Origin of the sequence: Allobosea sp. Leaf344 (assembly GCF_001426225.1) — a bacterium.
Taxonomy (GTDB): domain Bacteria; phylum Pseudomonadota; class Alphaproteobacteria; order Rhizobiales; family Beijerinckiaceae; genus Allobosea.
The window spans coordinates 192,780-207,905 of record NZ_LMRT01000009.1; the positions used below are offsets into that span (position 1 = coordinate 192,780).

The 15,126-nt window shown below is 69.6% G+C and carries 15 protein-coding genes; 7 read left to right on the forward strand and 8 right to left on the reverse strand.

Annotation, left to right across the window (positions count from 1 at the left end; genetic code table 11):
• Window positions 1-18: 18 nt before the first annotated feature.
• Window positions 19-786 carry a class I SAM-dependent methyltransferase gene (locus ASG72_RS06925; RefSeq protein WP_056710461.1) on the reverse strand — a complete coding sequence of 256 codons (768 nt, stop codon included), beginning with the start codon at window positions 784-786 and terminating at the stop codon, window positions 19-21.
• Between the two features lie 155 nt (window positions 787-941).
• On the opposite strand from ASG72_RS06925, the gene gloB reads away from it, so the two are divergent.
• The 3 genes from gloB to ASG72_RS06940 are packed head-to-tail and all read left to right on the forward strand — an operon-like array spanning window position 942 to window position 2,925.
• Window positions 942-1,706, forward strand: coding sequence for a hydroxyacylglutathione hydrolase (gene gloB, locus ASG72_RS06930; protein WP_056710462.1), 765 nt, complete (start codon window positions 942-944; stop codon window positions 1,704-1,706).
• 8 nt (window positions 1,707-1,714) lie between these two features.
• Window positions 1,715-2,176 (forward strand): cupin domain-containing protein, encoded by a 462-nt coding sequence (locus tag ASG72_RS06935; RefSeq protein WP_056710463.1) that lies wholly within the window; start codon window positions 1,715-1,717, stop codon window positions 2,174-2,176.
• Entirely contained in the window at window positions 2,173-2,925 is a 753-nt protein-coding gene (locus ASG72_RS06940; protein ID WP_156395841.1) for a GNAT family N-acetyltransferase, read from the forward strand. The genes ASG72_RS06935 and ASG72_RS06940 overlap by 4 nt, the downstream gene beginning before the upstream one ends.
• Before the next feature lie 3 nt (window positions 2,926-2,928).
• Here the strand turns inward: ASG72_RS06940 and ASG72_RS06945 are convergent, their stop codons facing one another.
• Window positions 2,929-3,408, reverse strand: a complete 480-nt coding sequence (locus ASG72_RS06945) for a DUF2938 domain-containing protein (RefSeq protein ID WP_056711012.1) — start codon at window positions 3,406-3,408, stop codon at window positions 2,929-2,931.
• Window positions 3,409-3,585: 177 nt separating this feature from the next.
• On the opposite strand from ASG72_RS06945, the gene ASG72_RS06950 reads away from it, so the two are divergent.
• Entirely contained in the window at window positions 3,586-4,671 is a 1,086-nt protein-coding gene (locus tag ASG72_RS06950) for an ROK family protein (RefSeq protein WP_056710470.1), read from the forward strand.
• Between the two features lie 7 nt (window positions 4,672-4,678).
• Here ASG72_RS06950 and soxA read toward each other — a convergent pair whose 3' ends face one another.
• The 6 genes from soxA to ASG72_RS06980 form a co-directional block, all read right to left on the reverse strand.
• A complete protein-coding gene (gene soxA, locus ASG72_RS06955; protein WP_056710472.1) occupies window positions 4,679-5,422 on the reverse strand; it encodes a sulfur oxidation c-type cytochrome SoxA in 744 nt (247 codons plus the stop codon).
• Window positions 5,422-5,751: a thiosulfate oxidation carrier complex protein SoxZ gene (soxZ, locus tag ASG72_RS06960; protein WP_056710474.1), complete on the reverse strand. Its 330-nt coding sequence runs from the start codon at window positions 5,749-5,751 to the stop codon at window positions 5,422-5,424. Before soxZ ends, soxA begins: the two co-directional genes overlap by 1 nt.
• A 1-nt stretch (window position 5,752) precedes the next feature.
• On the reverse strand, window positions 5,753-6,295 hold the full coding sequence (locus tag ASG72_RS06965) for a thiosulfate oxidation carrier protein SoxY (RefSeq protein ID WP_082540155.1): 543 nt from the start codon (window positions 6,293-6,295) through the stop codon (window positions 5,753-5,755).
• A complete protein-coding gene (gene soxX / locus ASG72_RS06970; RefSeq protein ID WP_348271568.1) occupies window positions 6,258-6,698 on the reverse strand; it encodes a sulfur oxidation c-type cytochrome SoxX in 441 nt (146 codons plus the stop codon). Before soxX ends, ASG72_RS06965 begins: the two co-directional genes overlap by 38 nt.
• Before the next feature lie 13 nt (window positions 6,699-6,711).
• The gene (locus ASG72_RS06975) at window positions 6,712-8,904 is read right to left on the reverse strand and encodes a molybdopterin cofactor-binding domain-containing protein (protein ID WP_056710477.1); all 2,193 of its coding nucleotides are present in this window, start codon (window positions 8,902-8,904) and stop codon (window positions 6,712-6,714) included.
• Window positions 8,905-8,977: 73 nt separating this feature from the next.
• Window positions 8,978-9,445, reverse strand: coding sequence for a (2Fe-2S)-binding protein (locus ASG72_RS06980; RefSeq protein ID WP_056710480.1), 468 nt, complete (start codon window positions 9,443-9,445; stop codon window positions 8,978-8,980).
• 490 nt (window positions 9,446-9,935) lie between these two features.
• On the opposite strand from ASG72_RS06980, the gene ASG72_RS06985 reads away from it, so the two are divergent.
• From ASG72_RS06985 to ASG72_RS06995, 3 genes are all read left to right on the forward strand, one after another.
• Window positions 9,936-12,557: a DUF3772 domain-containing protein gene (locus ASG72_RS06985; protein WP_162246202.1), complete on the forward strand. Its 2,622-nt coding sequence runs from the start codon at window positions 9,936-9,938 to the stop codon at window positions 12,555-12,557.
• A 37-nt stretch (window positions 12,558-12,594) separates the two neighbouring features.
• Complete coding sequence (locus ASG72_RS06990; protein ID WP_156395843.1) at window positions 12,595-13,083, forward strand: CAP domain-containing protein; 489 nt, start codon at window positions 12,595-12,597, stop codon at window positions 13,081-13,083.
• A 155-nt stretch (window positions 13,084-13,238) separates the two neighbouring features.
• Window positions 13,239-15,056 carry a glucan ABC transporter ATP-binding protein/ permease gene (locus tag ASG72_RS06995; RefSeq protein ID WP_056710484.1) on the forward strand — a complete coding sequence of 606 codons (1,818 nt, stop codon included), beginning with the start codon at window positions 13,239-13,241 and terminating at the stop codon, window positions 15,054-15,056.
• Window positions 15,057-15,126: the final 70 nt, after the last annotated feature.

Here is a 15,126-nt window from a genome sequence, read left to right on the forward strand (position 1 = left end):
CGCGCCGTCCCGCGCTTGTCAACCCGCTTCGCCATCGCGCCGATGCGCCGCCGCACCCTGCGTCGGGGCCGGTTGCGGCAGCAGAATGGGGCGGAAGGCGAAGCTCCTTCGCGTCGCGCGCAAGGGCGCCCGGCGATAGAACTGCTTGGTCGCGTCGATCACATGCACCCCGGCGAAGGGCAGCGACAGCCCGGCGCCGACCTGCTCCCAGACTGCGGCCGAGCGCATGAGGACGCGGCGCCGGAGCGGCGGCACATAGAGCACCTCCGCCCAGTTCTCGGAGGAGAATTCCGCGGAGCGCATCAGGCTCTCCAGCTGCGTGCGGCTGAACGGGCGGCCATGGCCGAAGGGCGTGCCGTCCATGCGCGCCCACAGCCCCCGCCGATTGGGCGCGACCACGATCAGCCGCCCGCCCGGAGACAGGACCCGCGAGACCTCCTCCAGCATGTCGCCGGGGCTCTCGGTCTCCTCCAGCGCATGCGCGAGCACGATCCGGTCGACCGAGGCGGTCGGCAGCGGCAGCAGGGTCGGCTCCACCAGGGCGGAGGCGGACAGCCCCTCGGACGGCCAGTTCACCACCCCCTGCGCCGCCGGCATGAAGGCCAGGACGCGCTCGGCACCGACGCCGAGCACCGAGAGATAGGGTGTGCAGAAGCCGAGGCCGAGCAGGCGCTGCCGGCTGCAATCCGGCCAGAAGCGCAGCATTGCCTGGCCGATGAAGCGCCGCGCGACATGGCCGAGCGGGCTGGCATAGAAGGCGCGGAGGTCGACGACATCCAGGGGCATGGGGCCGGAGATGGCCCGCATCGGCGCGGAAAGCAAGGGCTTCCGCCCCTGCCACCGCCGCTCCGGGCCGACGCGCCCCGCCGCCCGGGCTTGATCGCGAGGCGGCCTTGCCGCATGCACGGGGACGAAGCCTGTCAAGGCCCGCAGGAGCGATCATGACCCTCGACATCCATGTCTTCCGCACGCTGAGCGACAATGCCGGCGCCCTGATCCGCGATGGCGAGAGCGGCGCCTGCGCCGCAGTCGATGTGCCGGATGCGGGCGAGGTGATGGAGGCCGCCCGCGCCAAGGGCTGGGCTATCACCGACATCTTCGTCACCCATGCCCATCACGACCATACCCAGGGCGTCGCCGCGCTGAAGCAGGCGACGGGGGCGAAGGTCGTCGGCCCGGCCGATGCCCAGGCTTCCGCGCCGCTCGACCGGGTCGTCGGCGAGGGCGACAGCGTCCAGCTCGGCGCGCAGCGTTTCGAGATCTGGCATACGCCGGGCCATTCCGACGGCCATCTCAGCTTCGTCGGCCGGGAGGGCAAGCTCGCTCTGGTCGGCGACGTGGTCTTCGTCATGGGCTGCGGCCGGGTGCAGCCCGGCCAGATGGAGGCGATGTGGACCTCGCTCTCGCGGCTGATGGCGCTGCCCGACGATATCCGCCTGATCACCGGCCATGACTACACCCTCTCCAACGCCCGTTTCGCCCTGGCGATGGAGCCCGGCAACGCCGCCCTGCAGGCGCGGGCCGCCGAGGCCGAGAGGGCGAAGAGCGAGGGGCGCTTCCTGGCGCTGACCAGCATCGGGGAGGAGAAGGCGACCAACCCCTTCTTCCGCGCCGGCGAGCCGGCGCTGGCCGCCGCCGTCGGCCTCGCCGGAGCCGACGCCAAGACGGTCTTCGCCGCCTTGCGCGAAGCCAAGAACCGCTTCTGAGCGCGCCGATGACGACGCTGAACGGCCTCACCGCAGCCGAGATCATCCGCCTGCTCGGGCTCGAGCCCCATCCCGAGGGCGGGCATTATCGCGAGACCTATCGCGATGCGCAGGGCCCGGAGGGGCGCGGCCATTCGACCGCGATCTACTACCTCCTGGACACCGGCGAGACCTCGGAATGGCACCGCGTCGACGCCGCCGAGATCTGGCATCATTACGCCGGCGCGCCGCTGGTGATCAGCCTCTCGCCGAACGGGCACGACGCCTCGGCCCACCATCTCGGGCCCGATCTCAAGGCGGGTCAGCGCCCGCAGATCGTCGTCCCCGCCGGCTGCTGGCAGAGCGCCACATCGCTCGGCGCCTGGACGCTTGTCGGCTGCACGGTCGCCCCGGGCTTCTCCTTCTCCGGCTTCGAGATGGCGCCCGCAGGCTGGCGCCCGACGCCGCGCCGCCCGGGAGGCGCCGCGTGAGCGACGCCGATCTCGCAATGGTACTGGAATGCGAGCGCCGCATCGTCAATGCCTGGCCCGCGCCGGCCACGCTGCTGATCGGCGATTGGGTGGTGCGTTTCGCCAATGGCTATTCCGGCCGCGCCAACGCCGCCTCGCCGATCGCGATCGGCGCCGAGCTCGACGATGAGTGCTGCGACTTCATCGAGCAGCTCTACCGGGGCGACGGCCTGCCGCCCTGCATCCGCCTGACGCCGCTGGTGGCGCAGGCGACCAGGGACAGGATCATCGCCCGCGGCTACCGGGTCCGGGACGCGTCCTTCGGGCTGGTCGCGGCGCTCGACACGGTCGAGCCGATGGTCGCGGCCGATATCGAATACACCCCGCTGGCGACGGAGGAATGGATTGCCGGCGTCGCGGCCAGGCAGACCGGAGCCAAGGCCAATGCCGCGCATCTCGCCGCCATCGTCGAGAAGGTGCGCATGCCCGCCGCCTTTGCGGCGCTGATGATCGGCGGCGAGCCGGTCGCCTATGGCATGAGCGTGGCCGAGCGCGGCATGGCGGAGATCGGCTCGATCGTCGTCGACGAGGCCCATCGCGGCCAGGGGCTGGGGCGCCGCATCGTCACGGGGCTGATGTCCTGGGCCCGCGCCATGGCCTGCCACTCGGCCTATCTGCAGGTCGACCAGACCAACGCGGTCGCGCTCCGGCTCTACGAAAACCTCGGCTATCGCAGGCTCTACGCCTATGAGACCCGCGTGGTCGATTGAGAATCAGGCCGTCAGCAGCGCCGTGCCGTAGAGGCCGATCGCGAAGACGGTGTGGCCGATGATGTTGAGCAGGCGGAGCTGGCCGGCATTGCTGCGCTTCGAGGCGGCGATGCCGGCGCCCATACCCGGCTGCAGGATGAACCAGCCGCAGCCGACCGTGGCGAGACCGACGATCAGCGCCGGCAGGAAGCTCGGATTGCGCGCCCATTCCGTCCCCCAGATCGCCAGGACGATCGCGGCGAAGAGCATGCCCACGGCGTAATGCGCGATCCAGCCGATGGCGCGTTCGTTCCTGACCGGCGCGGCCTGGCCGATATCGGCATGCACGAACCGGCCGCGCGGCAGATGCGCGAACCAGCGCCCCACCAGCGCCCAGTTCGGGGTCGGCAGGCCGAGCGTCCGGTTCAGCAGCAGCGCCCAGAGGTCGAGCAGGAGAGTCGCTCCCGCGCCGATGATCATCGAGCGGATCAGGAATTCAGCCATCTCATCCCCCGGGCAGGGCGCCTGGCGGCGCTGCGCCATGGAGCGGGACGGCTGCGGCCCGGTCAAGTCTCGCCCCGCCCTGCAGCCCATCGCGCATGCAAGGTCGGCATGCATCGGGAACAGAGGCCGCCCTGCGCAGGTTGCTGTCCGGAACCGGATGATGGGGGATGTGACGACATGGCGGGCGCTCCGGCGAAGAAGACGGCGACGCGGGCCGAACCGCTCGGCCCCCACGGCACGGGCGAGCTGCCATCGGTGATCCTGACCGGCTACAATGTCGAAGTGCGCGACGATGAAGGTTTCATCGGCGACAAGGCGAGCCGCGGCGCCTTCGTCGAGCATCTCGATTCGCTGCGCCGCGATCTGCGCAAGGCGGGCGAGGATCCGCTGGAGGGCAAGACGGCCGAGATCGGCAAGAAGGCGCTGGAGGCGCTGCTGACCGAGGGCGACCCCCGTGAGGCGGGGCTGGTCCTGAGCGCCATCGAGGGTTTCGCGCAATCGCTCGCCTTCGTCGTCCGTCGCTTCGCCAAGCTGAAATCCTGGGCCTGCGTCGAGCGCATCGTCGTCGGCGGCGGGTTCCGCGAAGGGCGCGTCGGCGAGCTCGCGATCGGGCGGGCCGGCGTCATCCTGCAGACAGAGGGCCACAAGCTCGACCTGAAGCTGATCCGCAACCATCCCGACGAGGCCGGCCTGCTCGGCAGCGCGCATCTCGCGCCGAAATGGATCTTCGAGGGCTTCGACAGCCTGGTCGCCGTGGATATCGGCGGTTCGAACATCCGCGTCGGCATCGTCGAGCTGCGCATGGACAAGGCGAGCGATCTCAGCAAGGCCCGCGTCGCCCATAGCGAGCTGTGGCGGCATGCCGACGAGGCTCCGGGCCGCGAGGACACGATCAAGCGGCTCGGCAAGATGCTGCAGCGCCAGATCCGCCAGGCGGAGAAGGAGGGGCTGCGCGTCGCGCCCTTCATCGGTGTCGGCTGCCCTGGCCTGATCAGTGGCGACGGTTCGATCGAGCGCGGCGCCCAGAACCTCCCCGGCAATTGGGAGAGCAGCCATTTCAACCTGGTCGAGAGCATCCGGGAGATGCAGCCGGAGATCGGCGGGCACGAGACCCATGTCGTGCTGCATAATGACGCCGTGATCCAGGGCCTGAGCGAGCTGCCCTTCATGCAGGACGTGACGGATTGGGCCGTGCTGACCATCGGCACCGGTCTCGGCAACGCCACCTATCGCAACAGGGCCGCGCCGAAGCGCAAGGGCTGAGCAGGGCTCAGCGCCTCATCGCCGGCGTCTCCACCGGCAGCCCCCTGGCGCGGCCGGCGAGATAGAGCTCCAGCGCCAGATATTCCGGCCCGCCGGCCTCGAACTGCGTCGCCCGCACCCCGAGCGAGCAGGCGCGCAGCCGGCGGTGCAGCGAGCCGACGCTGTTCCATTCCAGGCGATAGGCGGGGTAGCCGGTCGAGGCGCCACGGCTGATCGTATCGCCGCGCAGCTTCTGCCCGACGAGCCCGTCATGGCAGTGCCGGCAGGACAGATTGAGCTGACCCTGCCGGCGCTCGAAGAAGGCCCTGCCCGCCTCGTAGAAGGGCCGCGCCGGGCCGTCGATCGCGACATCCATCGGCAGGCCCCGCGACAGGCTGGCGATATAGGCCGTCAGCGCCAGCAGCTCCGGGCTTTCATAGCCGAAGGCGGGCTGCTTCTGCCGCTCGACGCGGCATTGCTCGATCCGGCCCTCGAGGTTCATCAGCCGCTCCGAGACCAGTTTCGGATAGGTCGCCGCCGCGCCCCGCAGGCTTCGCTGCGGCGCCGCGTGGCAGCCGATGCAGGCCTCGCCCCCCGCCTCCGGCCTGCGGCTGAACAGCTCCTGTCCCTGCTCCACCCAGAAGAAGCCGGGATTGCGCGTCTCGTCCTCCTGCTGGCGGCGCATCTCCGGCGAGAGGAAGCTGCTTCCCGAGACGATCTCGGCCGATGCGGGGGCGGCGGCGAGGAGCAGCAGGACCGCGAGCCGCAGCATCACGTCACGGTCAGCCTGGCCGTGCGCGTGAAGCTGGCGCCGCCATCCTCGCGCCATTCGAAGACGATCTCGCCGCTGGCGACGGCCTTCGTGGTGAAGGAGACGAAGGGATTGGCCGAGACGCCGGTATGCATGTCGAAGCGAAAGATCTCCTCGCCGGCATAGGTCGCGGTCAGCCGGTTGAGGATCTTGCGCGGCACGGTGCCGCCCTTGCCGTCGGACTGGCCGCCGCGATCCATCGGGTGCCGCGCCAGCACCTTGATCTCGATGATCTCGCCGGCCTTGGCCTCGGCGGGCATGCTGATGCGCGCATTGAAGGGGATCGCCATGTCAGCCTCCGTCGATGCAGGCGCTGAGCGTCACCACGATGGCCGCTTCGGCCATCACGAAGCCGCCGCCGCTCAGCGCCGCCACGGCCGTCACCGTCTGGGATTGGGCCAGCCGCAGCGTCGTCGCCACCTCGGCCCGTCCCGAGCGCGGCGAGAGATGGAACCGCGCCATGTCCGGAAACGGGTTCTTCTCCGCGATCAGATGGATCCAGCGGACATGGTCCTGCGCCGTCATGGGGCTGTCGACCGTGATCCGCGTATCGACGGAATTGCCGTTCTCCACCAGCGCCGGGATCTCGAGCCGCAATCTCGCGCGTTCCGGCACCACGCCCTCGGTCAGGCGCAGCACATGCTCCGACAGCGGAGCGGCCGCGGCGGCCGGGCGCGGCAGCGGCGCCAGAGCGAGCCCGGCGGCGGCCCCGGCGACGAGCTGGCGGCGGCTTGGGCCCGTCCGCCCGCCCCGGGGCTCGGCCGAATCCGGCTCCTTCTCCGAGAGGCGAAGCGCGTCAGGGGCGTTCGAGCGTAGCGAGATAGGCAACGACATCCTCGATCTCCTGTGCCGACAGGGCCGGCTTGCCACGATAGGCGGGGGCGACATCGCGCAGGCCCTCCACGCGAAAATAGGGCGGCATCACCGTGTCGGGATTGAGCACCGCCCCATCCACCATCCGCAGCCGGATCTGCCCGGGCGACAGCCGCGCCCCCACCCCCGCCAGGCTCGGGCCGATCGTCCCCTGGAACGGCTCCGATGCATCCGCGCCCTGATGGCAGATCAGGCAATTGCCGCGCTCGCGGTCGCGCACCACCGCCTCGCCGCGTGCCGCATTCCCGGCGAGGCCGCCGAGCGGCGCCGGAATGGCGTCGCCGACGATGGTGTAACGCTCAAGCGCCAGCCCGGGTCCGCAGGATCCCGCGAGCCAGAGCAGGGCCGGCAGCAGCCGCTTCACCCGCGCTGCGCCCTCACGCCTTGCGCAGATCGGCATTCTTCAGCGGCAGCGAGCGCACGCGCTTGCCCGTCGCCGCGAAGATCGCGTTCAGCACCGCGGGAGCCGCCACGGCGATGGTCGGCTCGCCGACGCCGCCCCAGAACCCGCCCGAGGCGACGATCACCGTCTCGACCGGCGGCATCTCGTCCATGCGCAGGACGTTGTAGCTGTCGAAATTGGTCTCGACGATGCGCCCGTCCTTCACCGTGCATTCACCATGCAGCGCGGCCGACAGCCCGTATACGAAGGAGCCCTCGACCTGCCGCTCGATCTGCGCCGGGTTCACCGCATGGCCGCAATCGGTCGCGGCGACGATGCGGTGGATCTTGAGCTTGCCCTCGGCGCTGACCGAGACCTCGGCCACCGCCGCGACATAGGAGCCGAAGCCCATGGTCTGGCAGATGCCGCGATGCACCCCCTCCGGCAGGGGCTTGCCCCATTCGGCCTTCTCCGCCGCGGCGTTGAGCACCGCCAGATGCTTCGGATGGTTCTTCATCAGGGCGCGTCGGAACTCCAGCGGGTCCTTGCCGGCCGCATGGGCGAGCTCGTCCATGAAGCATTCGAGATAGATCGCGTTCTGGTTGAGGTTCACCCCTCGCCAGAAGCCCGGCGGCACATGCGGGTTGCGCATCGCATGGTCGATCAGCAGGTTCGGGATGGTGTAGCCGATCGAGGCCTCCGGCCCCGAGGCGTTCAGCCCCTGGAAGACCACCGGATCGCGCCCGTTCTGGATGTTCTGCGGGAAGATGCCGGCGACGATCGACTGTCCCGAGATCCGCATGTGCAGGCCGGCCAGATTGCCGTCCTTGTCGAGCGCGCCGGTGAGCTTGCACTGCGTCACCGGGTGGTAGCGCCCATGCGTCATATCCTCCTCGCGCGACCAGATCAGCTTGATCGGCGTGCCCGGCACCTGCTTGGCGATCAGCACCACCTGCCGCACCCAGTCATGGACGGCGCCGCGCCGGCCGAAGCCGCCGCCGAGATCGATCTTATAGGCCTCGCATTTCGCCAGAGGCAGGCCGGAGGCCTCCGAGGCTGCCGCCAGCGCCGCCTCGCCGTTCTGCGTCGGCGTCCACACCTCGCAGCGCTCCGGCGTGTAGCGCGCGGTCGCGTTCATCGTCTCCATGGTGGCGTGGTTCTGGAAGGGATAGCTGTAGACCGCCTCGATCTTGCGCGCGGCGCTGGCGATCGCGCCCTTGGCATCGCCATTCTGGTTGCCGACCACGGCTTCCGGCGCGTCCAACCCCTCTTTCAGCCAGGCGGCGATGCCTTCGCTCGAGACCTTGGCGTGTTCGCCCTCGTCCCAGACGATCGGCAGCGCGTCGAGCGCCGTCTTCGCCTGCCACCAGAAATCCGCGACCACGGCCACGGCACTGTCGCCGACCGGCAGCACATGCTTGACGCCCGGCATCGTCCGGATCGCCGCCGCGTCGAAGCTCTTCACCTTGCCGCCGAAGACGGGGCAGTCCTTGATCGCCGCGTTCAGCATGCCCGGCATCTTCAGATCCATGCCGTAGATCTTCTTGCCGTTGGTCTTGTCGGCGGTATCGAGCCGCGCCAGCGGCTTGCCGGCGATGGTCCAGTCCTTCGGATCCTTCAGCGCGACGTCCTTGGGCGGCTCGAGCTTCGCCGCCGCGGCCGCGACCTGGCCGTAGCGCAGCGACCGGCCGGAGGATTTATGCGTGATGACGCCCTTCTCGGCGCTGCATTCCGCCACCGGCACCTTCCATTCACCCGCCGCGGCCTCGACCAGCATCATCCGCGCCGCAGCGCCGCCCTTGCGGACATAGTCATGGGATTCGCGGATGCCGCGGCTGCCGCCGGTGGAGAAATTGCCCCAGACCCGGTTGCGGGCCAGGTTCTGCCCCGGCGTCGGATATTCCGTGGTGACCTTCGCCCAATCGCAATTGAGCTCCTCCGCGACGAGCTGGGCGAGGCCGGTCAGCGTGCCCTGCCCCATCTCGGAGCGGGCGATGCGGATCACCACCGTGTCGTCCGGATGGATCACCACCCAGGCATTGACTTCGGATGTGGTCCCCTGCGCCGCGGCTTCGCCGGCGAAGGGGATGGAGAAGCCGAAGCTGAAGGCTCCGGCGGCCGCGGCCGAGCCGGCGAGCAGGCTGCGGCGGGACGGGTTGAGGCCGGTTTCAGGCGAAGCAAGGGTCATGTCGGGCTCCCGATCAGGTTGAGGGCCGGGGATGCGCTGCGTCTGGCGCTCGACCCGGCGAGGCAGGCGCTGCTCAGCCGCGGCCCATGGCGCCGCTGCCGGCGACATCGAGGATCGCGGCCTTGACCTTGTTGTAGGTGCCGCAGCGGCAGATATTCGTCATCTCGCTGGCGATGTCGGCTTCGGTCGGCTTCGGGTTGGACTGCAGCAGCGCCGCCGCCGCCATCAGCATGCCGCTCTGGCAGAAGCCGCATTGCGGCACCTCGTGCTTGATCCAGGCCTGCTGCAGCGGGTGCCGCCCATCCGGCGACAAACCCTCGATCGTGACGATCTTCATCTCCGGCGTGACGGCGCTGACGGGCAGCGAGCAGCTGCGCGTCGCGACCCCGTCGATATGCACCGTGCAGGCGCCGCATTGCGCGACGCCGCAGCCATATTTGGTGCCGGTCAGGCCGATCTGCTCGCGGATCGCCCAGAGCAGCGGCGTGTCGTCGGGCACGGCGACCTCGACCATCGTCCCATTCACATTGAACTTCGCCACGGCAAACCTCCCGGTATCGCGATGAGACGGATCGGCGGGAGGGCCATCGCGCCCCGCCGTGATGCCGCGCCAGCCCGCTGCGGGCATGCGCGTCGTTTTTGATTGGACTAGATTGAAACGCAGAAGCGGACCCTCCGCCAGTGCCGCGGCCGCGCCTCTGGACCATGACGAGACGCGCAAGACGCAACCTGGGCCGCGAAGAGAATCTCGTCTTCCGGCCAGAACATGCGCGATTTCGCGGCGCTCCTGCCTTGATAAGGTCCGGTTTATCGCGGAAGCCGGTCGTCACGGCCCATGGCCCGCCACCAGAAGCTTCACGGCAATGTGAAGCCCCGGCGCCCGGTTCGAATACCGGCGGGCGCGATCTTGGAGAAGGGATGCCTCTTGCCCGTTACCGCCGCGCGCCGCATCGCCTTGTCAGCCCCGAGCCGCTATGGCGAGCGTCGATGACTGGACGAATCAGCACCTGCATGAGCGGCGGACACCGGTGATGCGCAGCGATGACACCCTGAGCCCTTGGCGCCCGCGCCTGATCCTGGCGCTTCTGTTCGCGCTCCTGCACCTCGTCCTCGCGGCGGCCGCCATGCCGGCTCTCGCCCAGGCACCGGGCGCGCCCGCTGCCGTGGCCGCCAATCCGCAGCGCGCGCAGCTGGACACGCTGCGCAACGAGCTCACCCAGATCGAATCGCTGGTCACCAGCCGGGAGGCGACCGATGCGGAGCTGCAGCGGCAGCGCTTCCGCATCCAGCCTCTACTCGAGCAGCTGCGCAGCCTGGTCGACGAGCAGATTCCGCGGGTCGAGCAGGCGCGGCTGCGGCTCGAACAGCTCGGCCCCAAGCCGGCCGAGGGCGCCCCGCCGGAAAGCGCGGAGGTCCAGCGCGAACGCGATGCCCGGACGAAATCCTTCGCCGATGCCGACGAAACCCTGAAGATCGCGCGCGCCGCTCTGCTCCAGGCCGAGCAGATGCAGACCGCGATCGGCGACCGCAGGCGCGACCTCTTCGCCAGGACCCTGTTCGCGGCGGGCCCGCATCTCGTCTCGCCCGATATCTGGAGCGCCGCGTTCAAGACCCTGCCGGAAGATGTCCGCGCCTCCGGCTACATCTTCGGCGGCTGGTTCTCGGTGCTGGGAGGCGCGCTCTCCGGGCTGAAGGGGCTGCTCGTGGGGCTGGCGCTGCTGATCGCGATCCTGCTCTATGTCGCCCGGCATCGCTACATGCCGCGCTTCCAGGCCCGGATCGCGCAGAGCCATGGCGAGGGCGGGCTGCACTGCCTCTACATCGCCTTCGCCCAGATCGTGGCCGGCGCCGCGCCGCCCGTGCTGGCGAGCTGGCTGATCTATTCCGCGCTGAACACGGCGGGGCTGCTGCCGCCCCGCATCCAGCCGCTGATCTGGGCCGTGGTCGTCGGCCTCGCCATCTTCGCCTTCGTCCAGGCCGTCGCCACCGCCGTCTTCGCGCCCGGCGCGCCGCAACGGCGGCTGGTCAGCGTGATGGATTCCACCGCCAGCACGGTGGTCTGGATCGCGACGTCGCTGGTCGCCGTCCTCTCGATCGGCAAGGTGCTGGAAGCCTGGCTGCAGGCCATCGCCGCCGGCCTCGCCGTCTCGATTTTGGTGCGCGGCACGGTCGCGATCATCTTCGCGGCGACGCTGCTCGCCGGGCTCTACAGGCTGCGCGACGACCAGGACATCGAGGAGGATGCCTGCCTCGGCCCCTATGTCCCGGTCGATGGCGCGACCCTGGGCCCGGTGCGCATCGTCGGCTGGTTCGTGGCCTTCCTGATCGTCGCCGCCGCCCTCTCCGGCTATGTCGTCTTCGCCACCTTCCTGACCGAGCAGGTGATCTGGCTCGGGATCCTGGCCAGCCTCTTCCTGCTGTTCCACCAGCTGATCGATCTCGGCATCCGCCGCGCGCTGACCGGCAAGGGCCGCCTCGCTCTGACGCTGAAGGCCGGGCTCGGCATCCGCATGGCGACGCTGGAGAAGATCGCGGTGATCGCGACGGGCGCGCTCAAGCTCGCTCTGATCTTCATCACCTTCATGCTGGTCATGGCGCCATGGGGCGTGGAGTCCGAGGATTTCCTCGGCTCGCTGCGCGCCGCCTTCTTCGGCTTCCAGATCGGCGGCGTCACCGTCTCGCTGTCGTCGATCATCATCGCCATCCTGCTCTTCATCTTCGGCCTGAGCGCGACGCGCTATTTCAAGCACTGGCTCGACGGCCAGTTCCTGCCGACCACCAATCTCGACCGCGGCCTGCGCAATTCGATCACCACCGCCGCCGGCTATATCGGCTATTTCGCCACGGCGGCGCTGGCGGTCTCCTCGCTGGGGCTCAGCATGGAGCGGCTGACCCTGGTCGCCAGCGCGCTGTCGGTGGGTATCGGCTTCGGCCTGCAATCGGTGGTCTCGAACTTCGTCTCGGGGCTGATCCTGCTCTGGGAGCGCCCGATCCGCGTCGGCGACCAGGTCGTGGTCGGCGACGCCGAGGGCATCGTCAAGCGCATCAACGTCCGCTCCACCGAGATCGAGACCTTCGACCGCTCCGCGGTGATCGTCCCCAATTCGAACCTGGTGACCGGGGTGGTGCGCAACCGCGTCCGCACCGACCGCACCGGCCGCGTGCTGATCTCGATCAGCGTGCCGCGCAGCTATGATCCGACCGCGGTGCGGACCCTGCTGGCGGACGCGGCGGGGGCGCATGGCGACGTGCTGCACAAGCCGCCCCCCTCCGTGCTGTTCAAGAAGATCGGCACCTCGACCATGGATTTCGATCTCGTCTGCGTGGTCGGCGAGGTCGACACGGTCGGGCGCGTCACCAGCGATCTCAATTACGTCATCCATGCCAGGCTGGCGGCGATGGAGCCTGCGGCGGCCGGGGCGGAACTGACCGTCAAGGGCCTGGACGGTATCGAGCACTCGCTGCGCGGCATCGCCAGGGCCGTGGCGCGCGAACCCGCCGATGGCGAGGCGCGCCGGCCGAAGGCCAGGCCATCGCCCGCGGCCCGGGCCGGCCGTTCTGCGCCCCCCGCCGAAGACGACGAGACGCCGGCCGCGGAAAATCCGCCGCCGCCTCCCCCACCGCCACCCGCCGCGGATGACAGCAAGGAATGACGGCATGCCAGATCAAGCCCACCGGAGGATCCGGCCGATGAGCTGTCCCGCTCTGCTCGCCGGCGCGCTCGCCGTCTTCAACCTCGCCGGCTGCACGGAGGCCCCGCGCAGCGGCCAGCAGCCCGCCTTCTATCGCGATCTCGGCTCGGCATCGGCCCGGGTCGACGCCGCCGAGGCGCGGGCGATGATCTCGGCCTATCGCATCAATGCCGGGCTGAACGCGCTGACCCTCGACCCGGCGCTGAGCGAAGCGGCGCAGCAGGAGGCGAGCGCCATGGCTGCGGCCGACCGGCCGGGCCAGGCCGACGCGGTCAAGGCCAGGCTGGCGCGCGCCGGCCAGCGCGGCGCGGAGGCCAATCTCTCCGCCGGTTATCGCCGCCTCGCCGAGGCCTTTTCCGGCTGGCGCGATTCGCCCCAGCACGACCGGGTGATGAAGACGCCCGGCGTCAGCCGCATGGGCATCGCCACCGCCTATGCGCCGGGGTCGAAATACCAGGTCTATTGGGCCCTGATCGTCGCGCCCTGAGCGCCGGCCGGAACGCTTTTCGCCGGGGTCCATGAGGCTCCGGCGCTCCCCGCCCCGCGATCGCGGCCATCCGGACACGCGGTTCGGCGCGTTGTTTCACGGCGCGGCGAGCCTGGAGGCTTGCTAAGGCGCGCGCCTTCTCTAAAGCTGGCGGAATGTCGCTCTTCGCCATCTATGCCCGCGTCCTCCGTGAGCTCGGTCCCGAGAAGAAACTCGGGCTGGTCCTGGCGCTCGCCAACATCCTGCTGGCGGCGGCCTCCTTCGCCGAGCCGATGCTGTTCGGCGCGCTGATCGACCGGCTGTCGAGCGTGCAGAACAACGGCCAGCGGCCGAGCTGGTCCGACCTCAACATCCTGATCGCGGCCTGGGTCGGCTTCGGCCTGTTCAACATCGCGGCCAGCGTCTTCGTCGCGCTGAATTCCGACAAGCTCGCGCATCGCCGCCGGCTGGCGGTGATGGCCAATTATTTCGAGCATGCGCTGACCCTGCCGCTCGCTTATCACACGCAGACCCATTCCGGCCGGGTGCTGAAGGTGATGCTGGAAGGCACCTCCGGCATGTGGGCGCTCTGGCTCTCCTTCTTCCGGGAGCATTGCGCCAGCTTCGTCGCGCTCTTCTTCCTGCTGCCCTTCACGATCTGGAAGAACTGGCAGCTCGGGCTGCTGCTGATGGTGCTGGTCGTGCTGTTCGGCTCGCTGACCGCCTATGTGCTGCGCAAGACCGACAAGCTGCAGAGCCATGTCGAGGCCTATCATTCCAACCTCGCCGAACGTGCCTCGGACGCGCTGGGCAACGTCCCGGTGATCCAGAGCTTCACCCGGATCGAGGCCGAGGTGCGCGGCCTGCGCAACACCATCGCCACCCTGCTCGAGGCGCAGATGCCGGTGCTGTCCTGGTGGGCGATCGCCACGGTCGCGACCCGCGCCTCGGCGACGCTGACCGTGCTGGCGATCTTCGTGGTCGGCGCCTGGCTGCTGATGCAGGGGCTGACCACTGTCGGCGAGATCGTCACCTTCATGGGCTTCGCCACCATGCTGGTCGGCCGGCTGGAGCAGATCGTCGCCTTCGTGAACTTCATCTTCATGCAGGCGCCGAAGCTGCGGGAATTCTTCGACGTGCTGGATACGATGCCGGCGGTGCGCGACCTGCCGACCGCGGCCGATGCCGGCCGGCTCGATGGTGCGGTCAGCTTCGAGGACGTCTCCTTCTCCTATGACGGCAAGCGCGCCGCGGTCGCCGACGTCTCCTTTTCCGTCCAGCCCGGGGAGACCATCGCCATCGTCGGCTCGACCGGCTCCGGCAAATCCACGACGCTCGGCCTGCTGCATCGCGCCTTCGACCCGCAATCCGGCCGCATCCTCGTGGACGGCCACGACATCCGCGTCATTTCCCTGCTGAGCCTGCGCCGCAATATCGGCGTCGTCTTCCAGGAGCCGATGCTGTTCGCCCGCTCGATCCGCGAGAACCTCACGGTCGGCAAGCCCGACGCCACCGACGAGGAGATGCTGGAGGCTTTGGACCGCGCCCAGGCGACCGAGGTGATGGCGCGCCAGCCGGAGGGGCTCGACACGCTCGTCGGCGAGCGCGGGCGCACCTTGTCCGGCGGCGAGCGCCAGCGCCTGTCGATCGCCCGCGCCCTGCTGAAGAACCCGCCCATCCTGATCCTGGACGAGGCGACATCGGCCCTCGACGCGGCGACCGAAGTCAAGCTGCAGAAGGCGCTGGACGAGGTGATGAAGGGCCGCACTACCTTCGTCATCGCCCACCGCCTCGCCACCATCCGCAATGCCGACCGGATCCTGGTCTTCGAGCAGGGTCATGTCATCGAGATGGGCAGCTTCGACGAGCTCGTCGCCAAGGGCGGCCGCTTCGCGGCGCTGGCCCGTGCGCAATATCTGGTCACCGACAAGCCCGCGGCGAGCCTGCCCGACGAGGGCGCGAGCCCGCTGGCGGGGAAGCTTATCGCGGGGTAGCCGGCGCTCCCCGCCGTCATTGCGCGCGCGAGCGAAGCAACCCAGCGGCGCCGGATGAGCCTCTCACCCC

Excerpts from the sequence above, each read along its gene's own strand:
- ASG72_RS06995 (WP_056710484.1), top strand. The coding sequence starts at position 13,239 with ATGTCGCTCTTCGCCATCTATGCCCGCGTCCTCCGTGAGCTCGGTCCC.
- ASG72_RS06935 (WP_056710463.1), top strand. The coding sequence starts at position 1,715 with ATGACGACGCTGAACGGCCTCACCGCAGCCGAGATCATCCGCCTGCTC.
- gloB (WP_056710462.1), top strand. The coding sequence starts at position 942 with ATGACCCTCGACATCCATGTCTTCCGCACGCTGAGCGACAATGCCGGC.
- ASG72_RS06945 (WP_056711012.1), bottom strand. The coding sequence starts at position 3,408 with ATGGCTGAATTCCTGATCCGCTCGATGATCATCGGCGCGGGAGCGACT.
- ASG72_RS06965 (WP_082540155.1), bottom strand. The coding sequence starts at position 6,295 with ATGTCGTTGCCTATCTCGCTACGCTCGAACGCCCCTGACGCGCTTCGC.
- ASG72_RS06990 (WP_156395843.1), top strand. The coding sequence starts at position 12,595 with ATGAGCTGTCCCGCTCTGCTCGCCGGCGCGCTCGCCGTCTTCAACCTC.
- ASG72_RS06950 (WP_056710470.1), top strand. The coding sequence starts at position 3,586 with ATGGCGGGCGCTCCGGCGAAGAAGACGGCGACGCGGGCCGAACCGCTC.
- ASG72_RS06985 (WP_162246202.1), top strand. The coding sequence starts at position 9,936 with ATGCGCAGCGATGACACCCTGAGCCCTTGGCGCCCGCGCCTGATCCTG.
- ASG72_RS06925 (WP_056710461.1), bottom strand. The coding sequence starts at position 786 with ATGCCCCTGGATGTCGTCGACCTCCGCGCCTTCTATGCCAGCCCGCTC.
- soxA (WP_056710472.1), bottom strand. The coding sequence starts at position 5,422 with ATGCTGCGGCTCGCGGTCCTGCTGCTCCTCGCCGCCGCCCCCGCATCG.
- soxZ (WP_056710474.1), bottom strand. The coding sequence starts at position 5,751 with ATGGCGATCCCCTTCAATGCGCGCATCAGCATGCCCGCCGAGGCCAAG.
- ASG72_RS06975 (WP_056710477.1), bottom strand. The coding sequence starts at position 8,904 with ATGACCCTTGCTTCGCCTGAAACCGGCCTCAACCCGTCCCGCCGCAGC.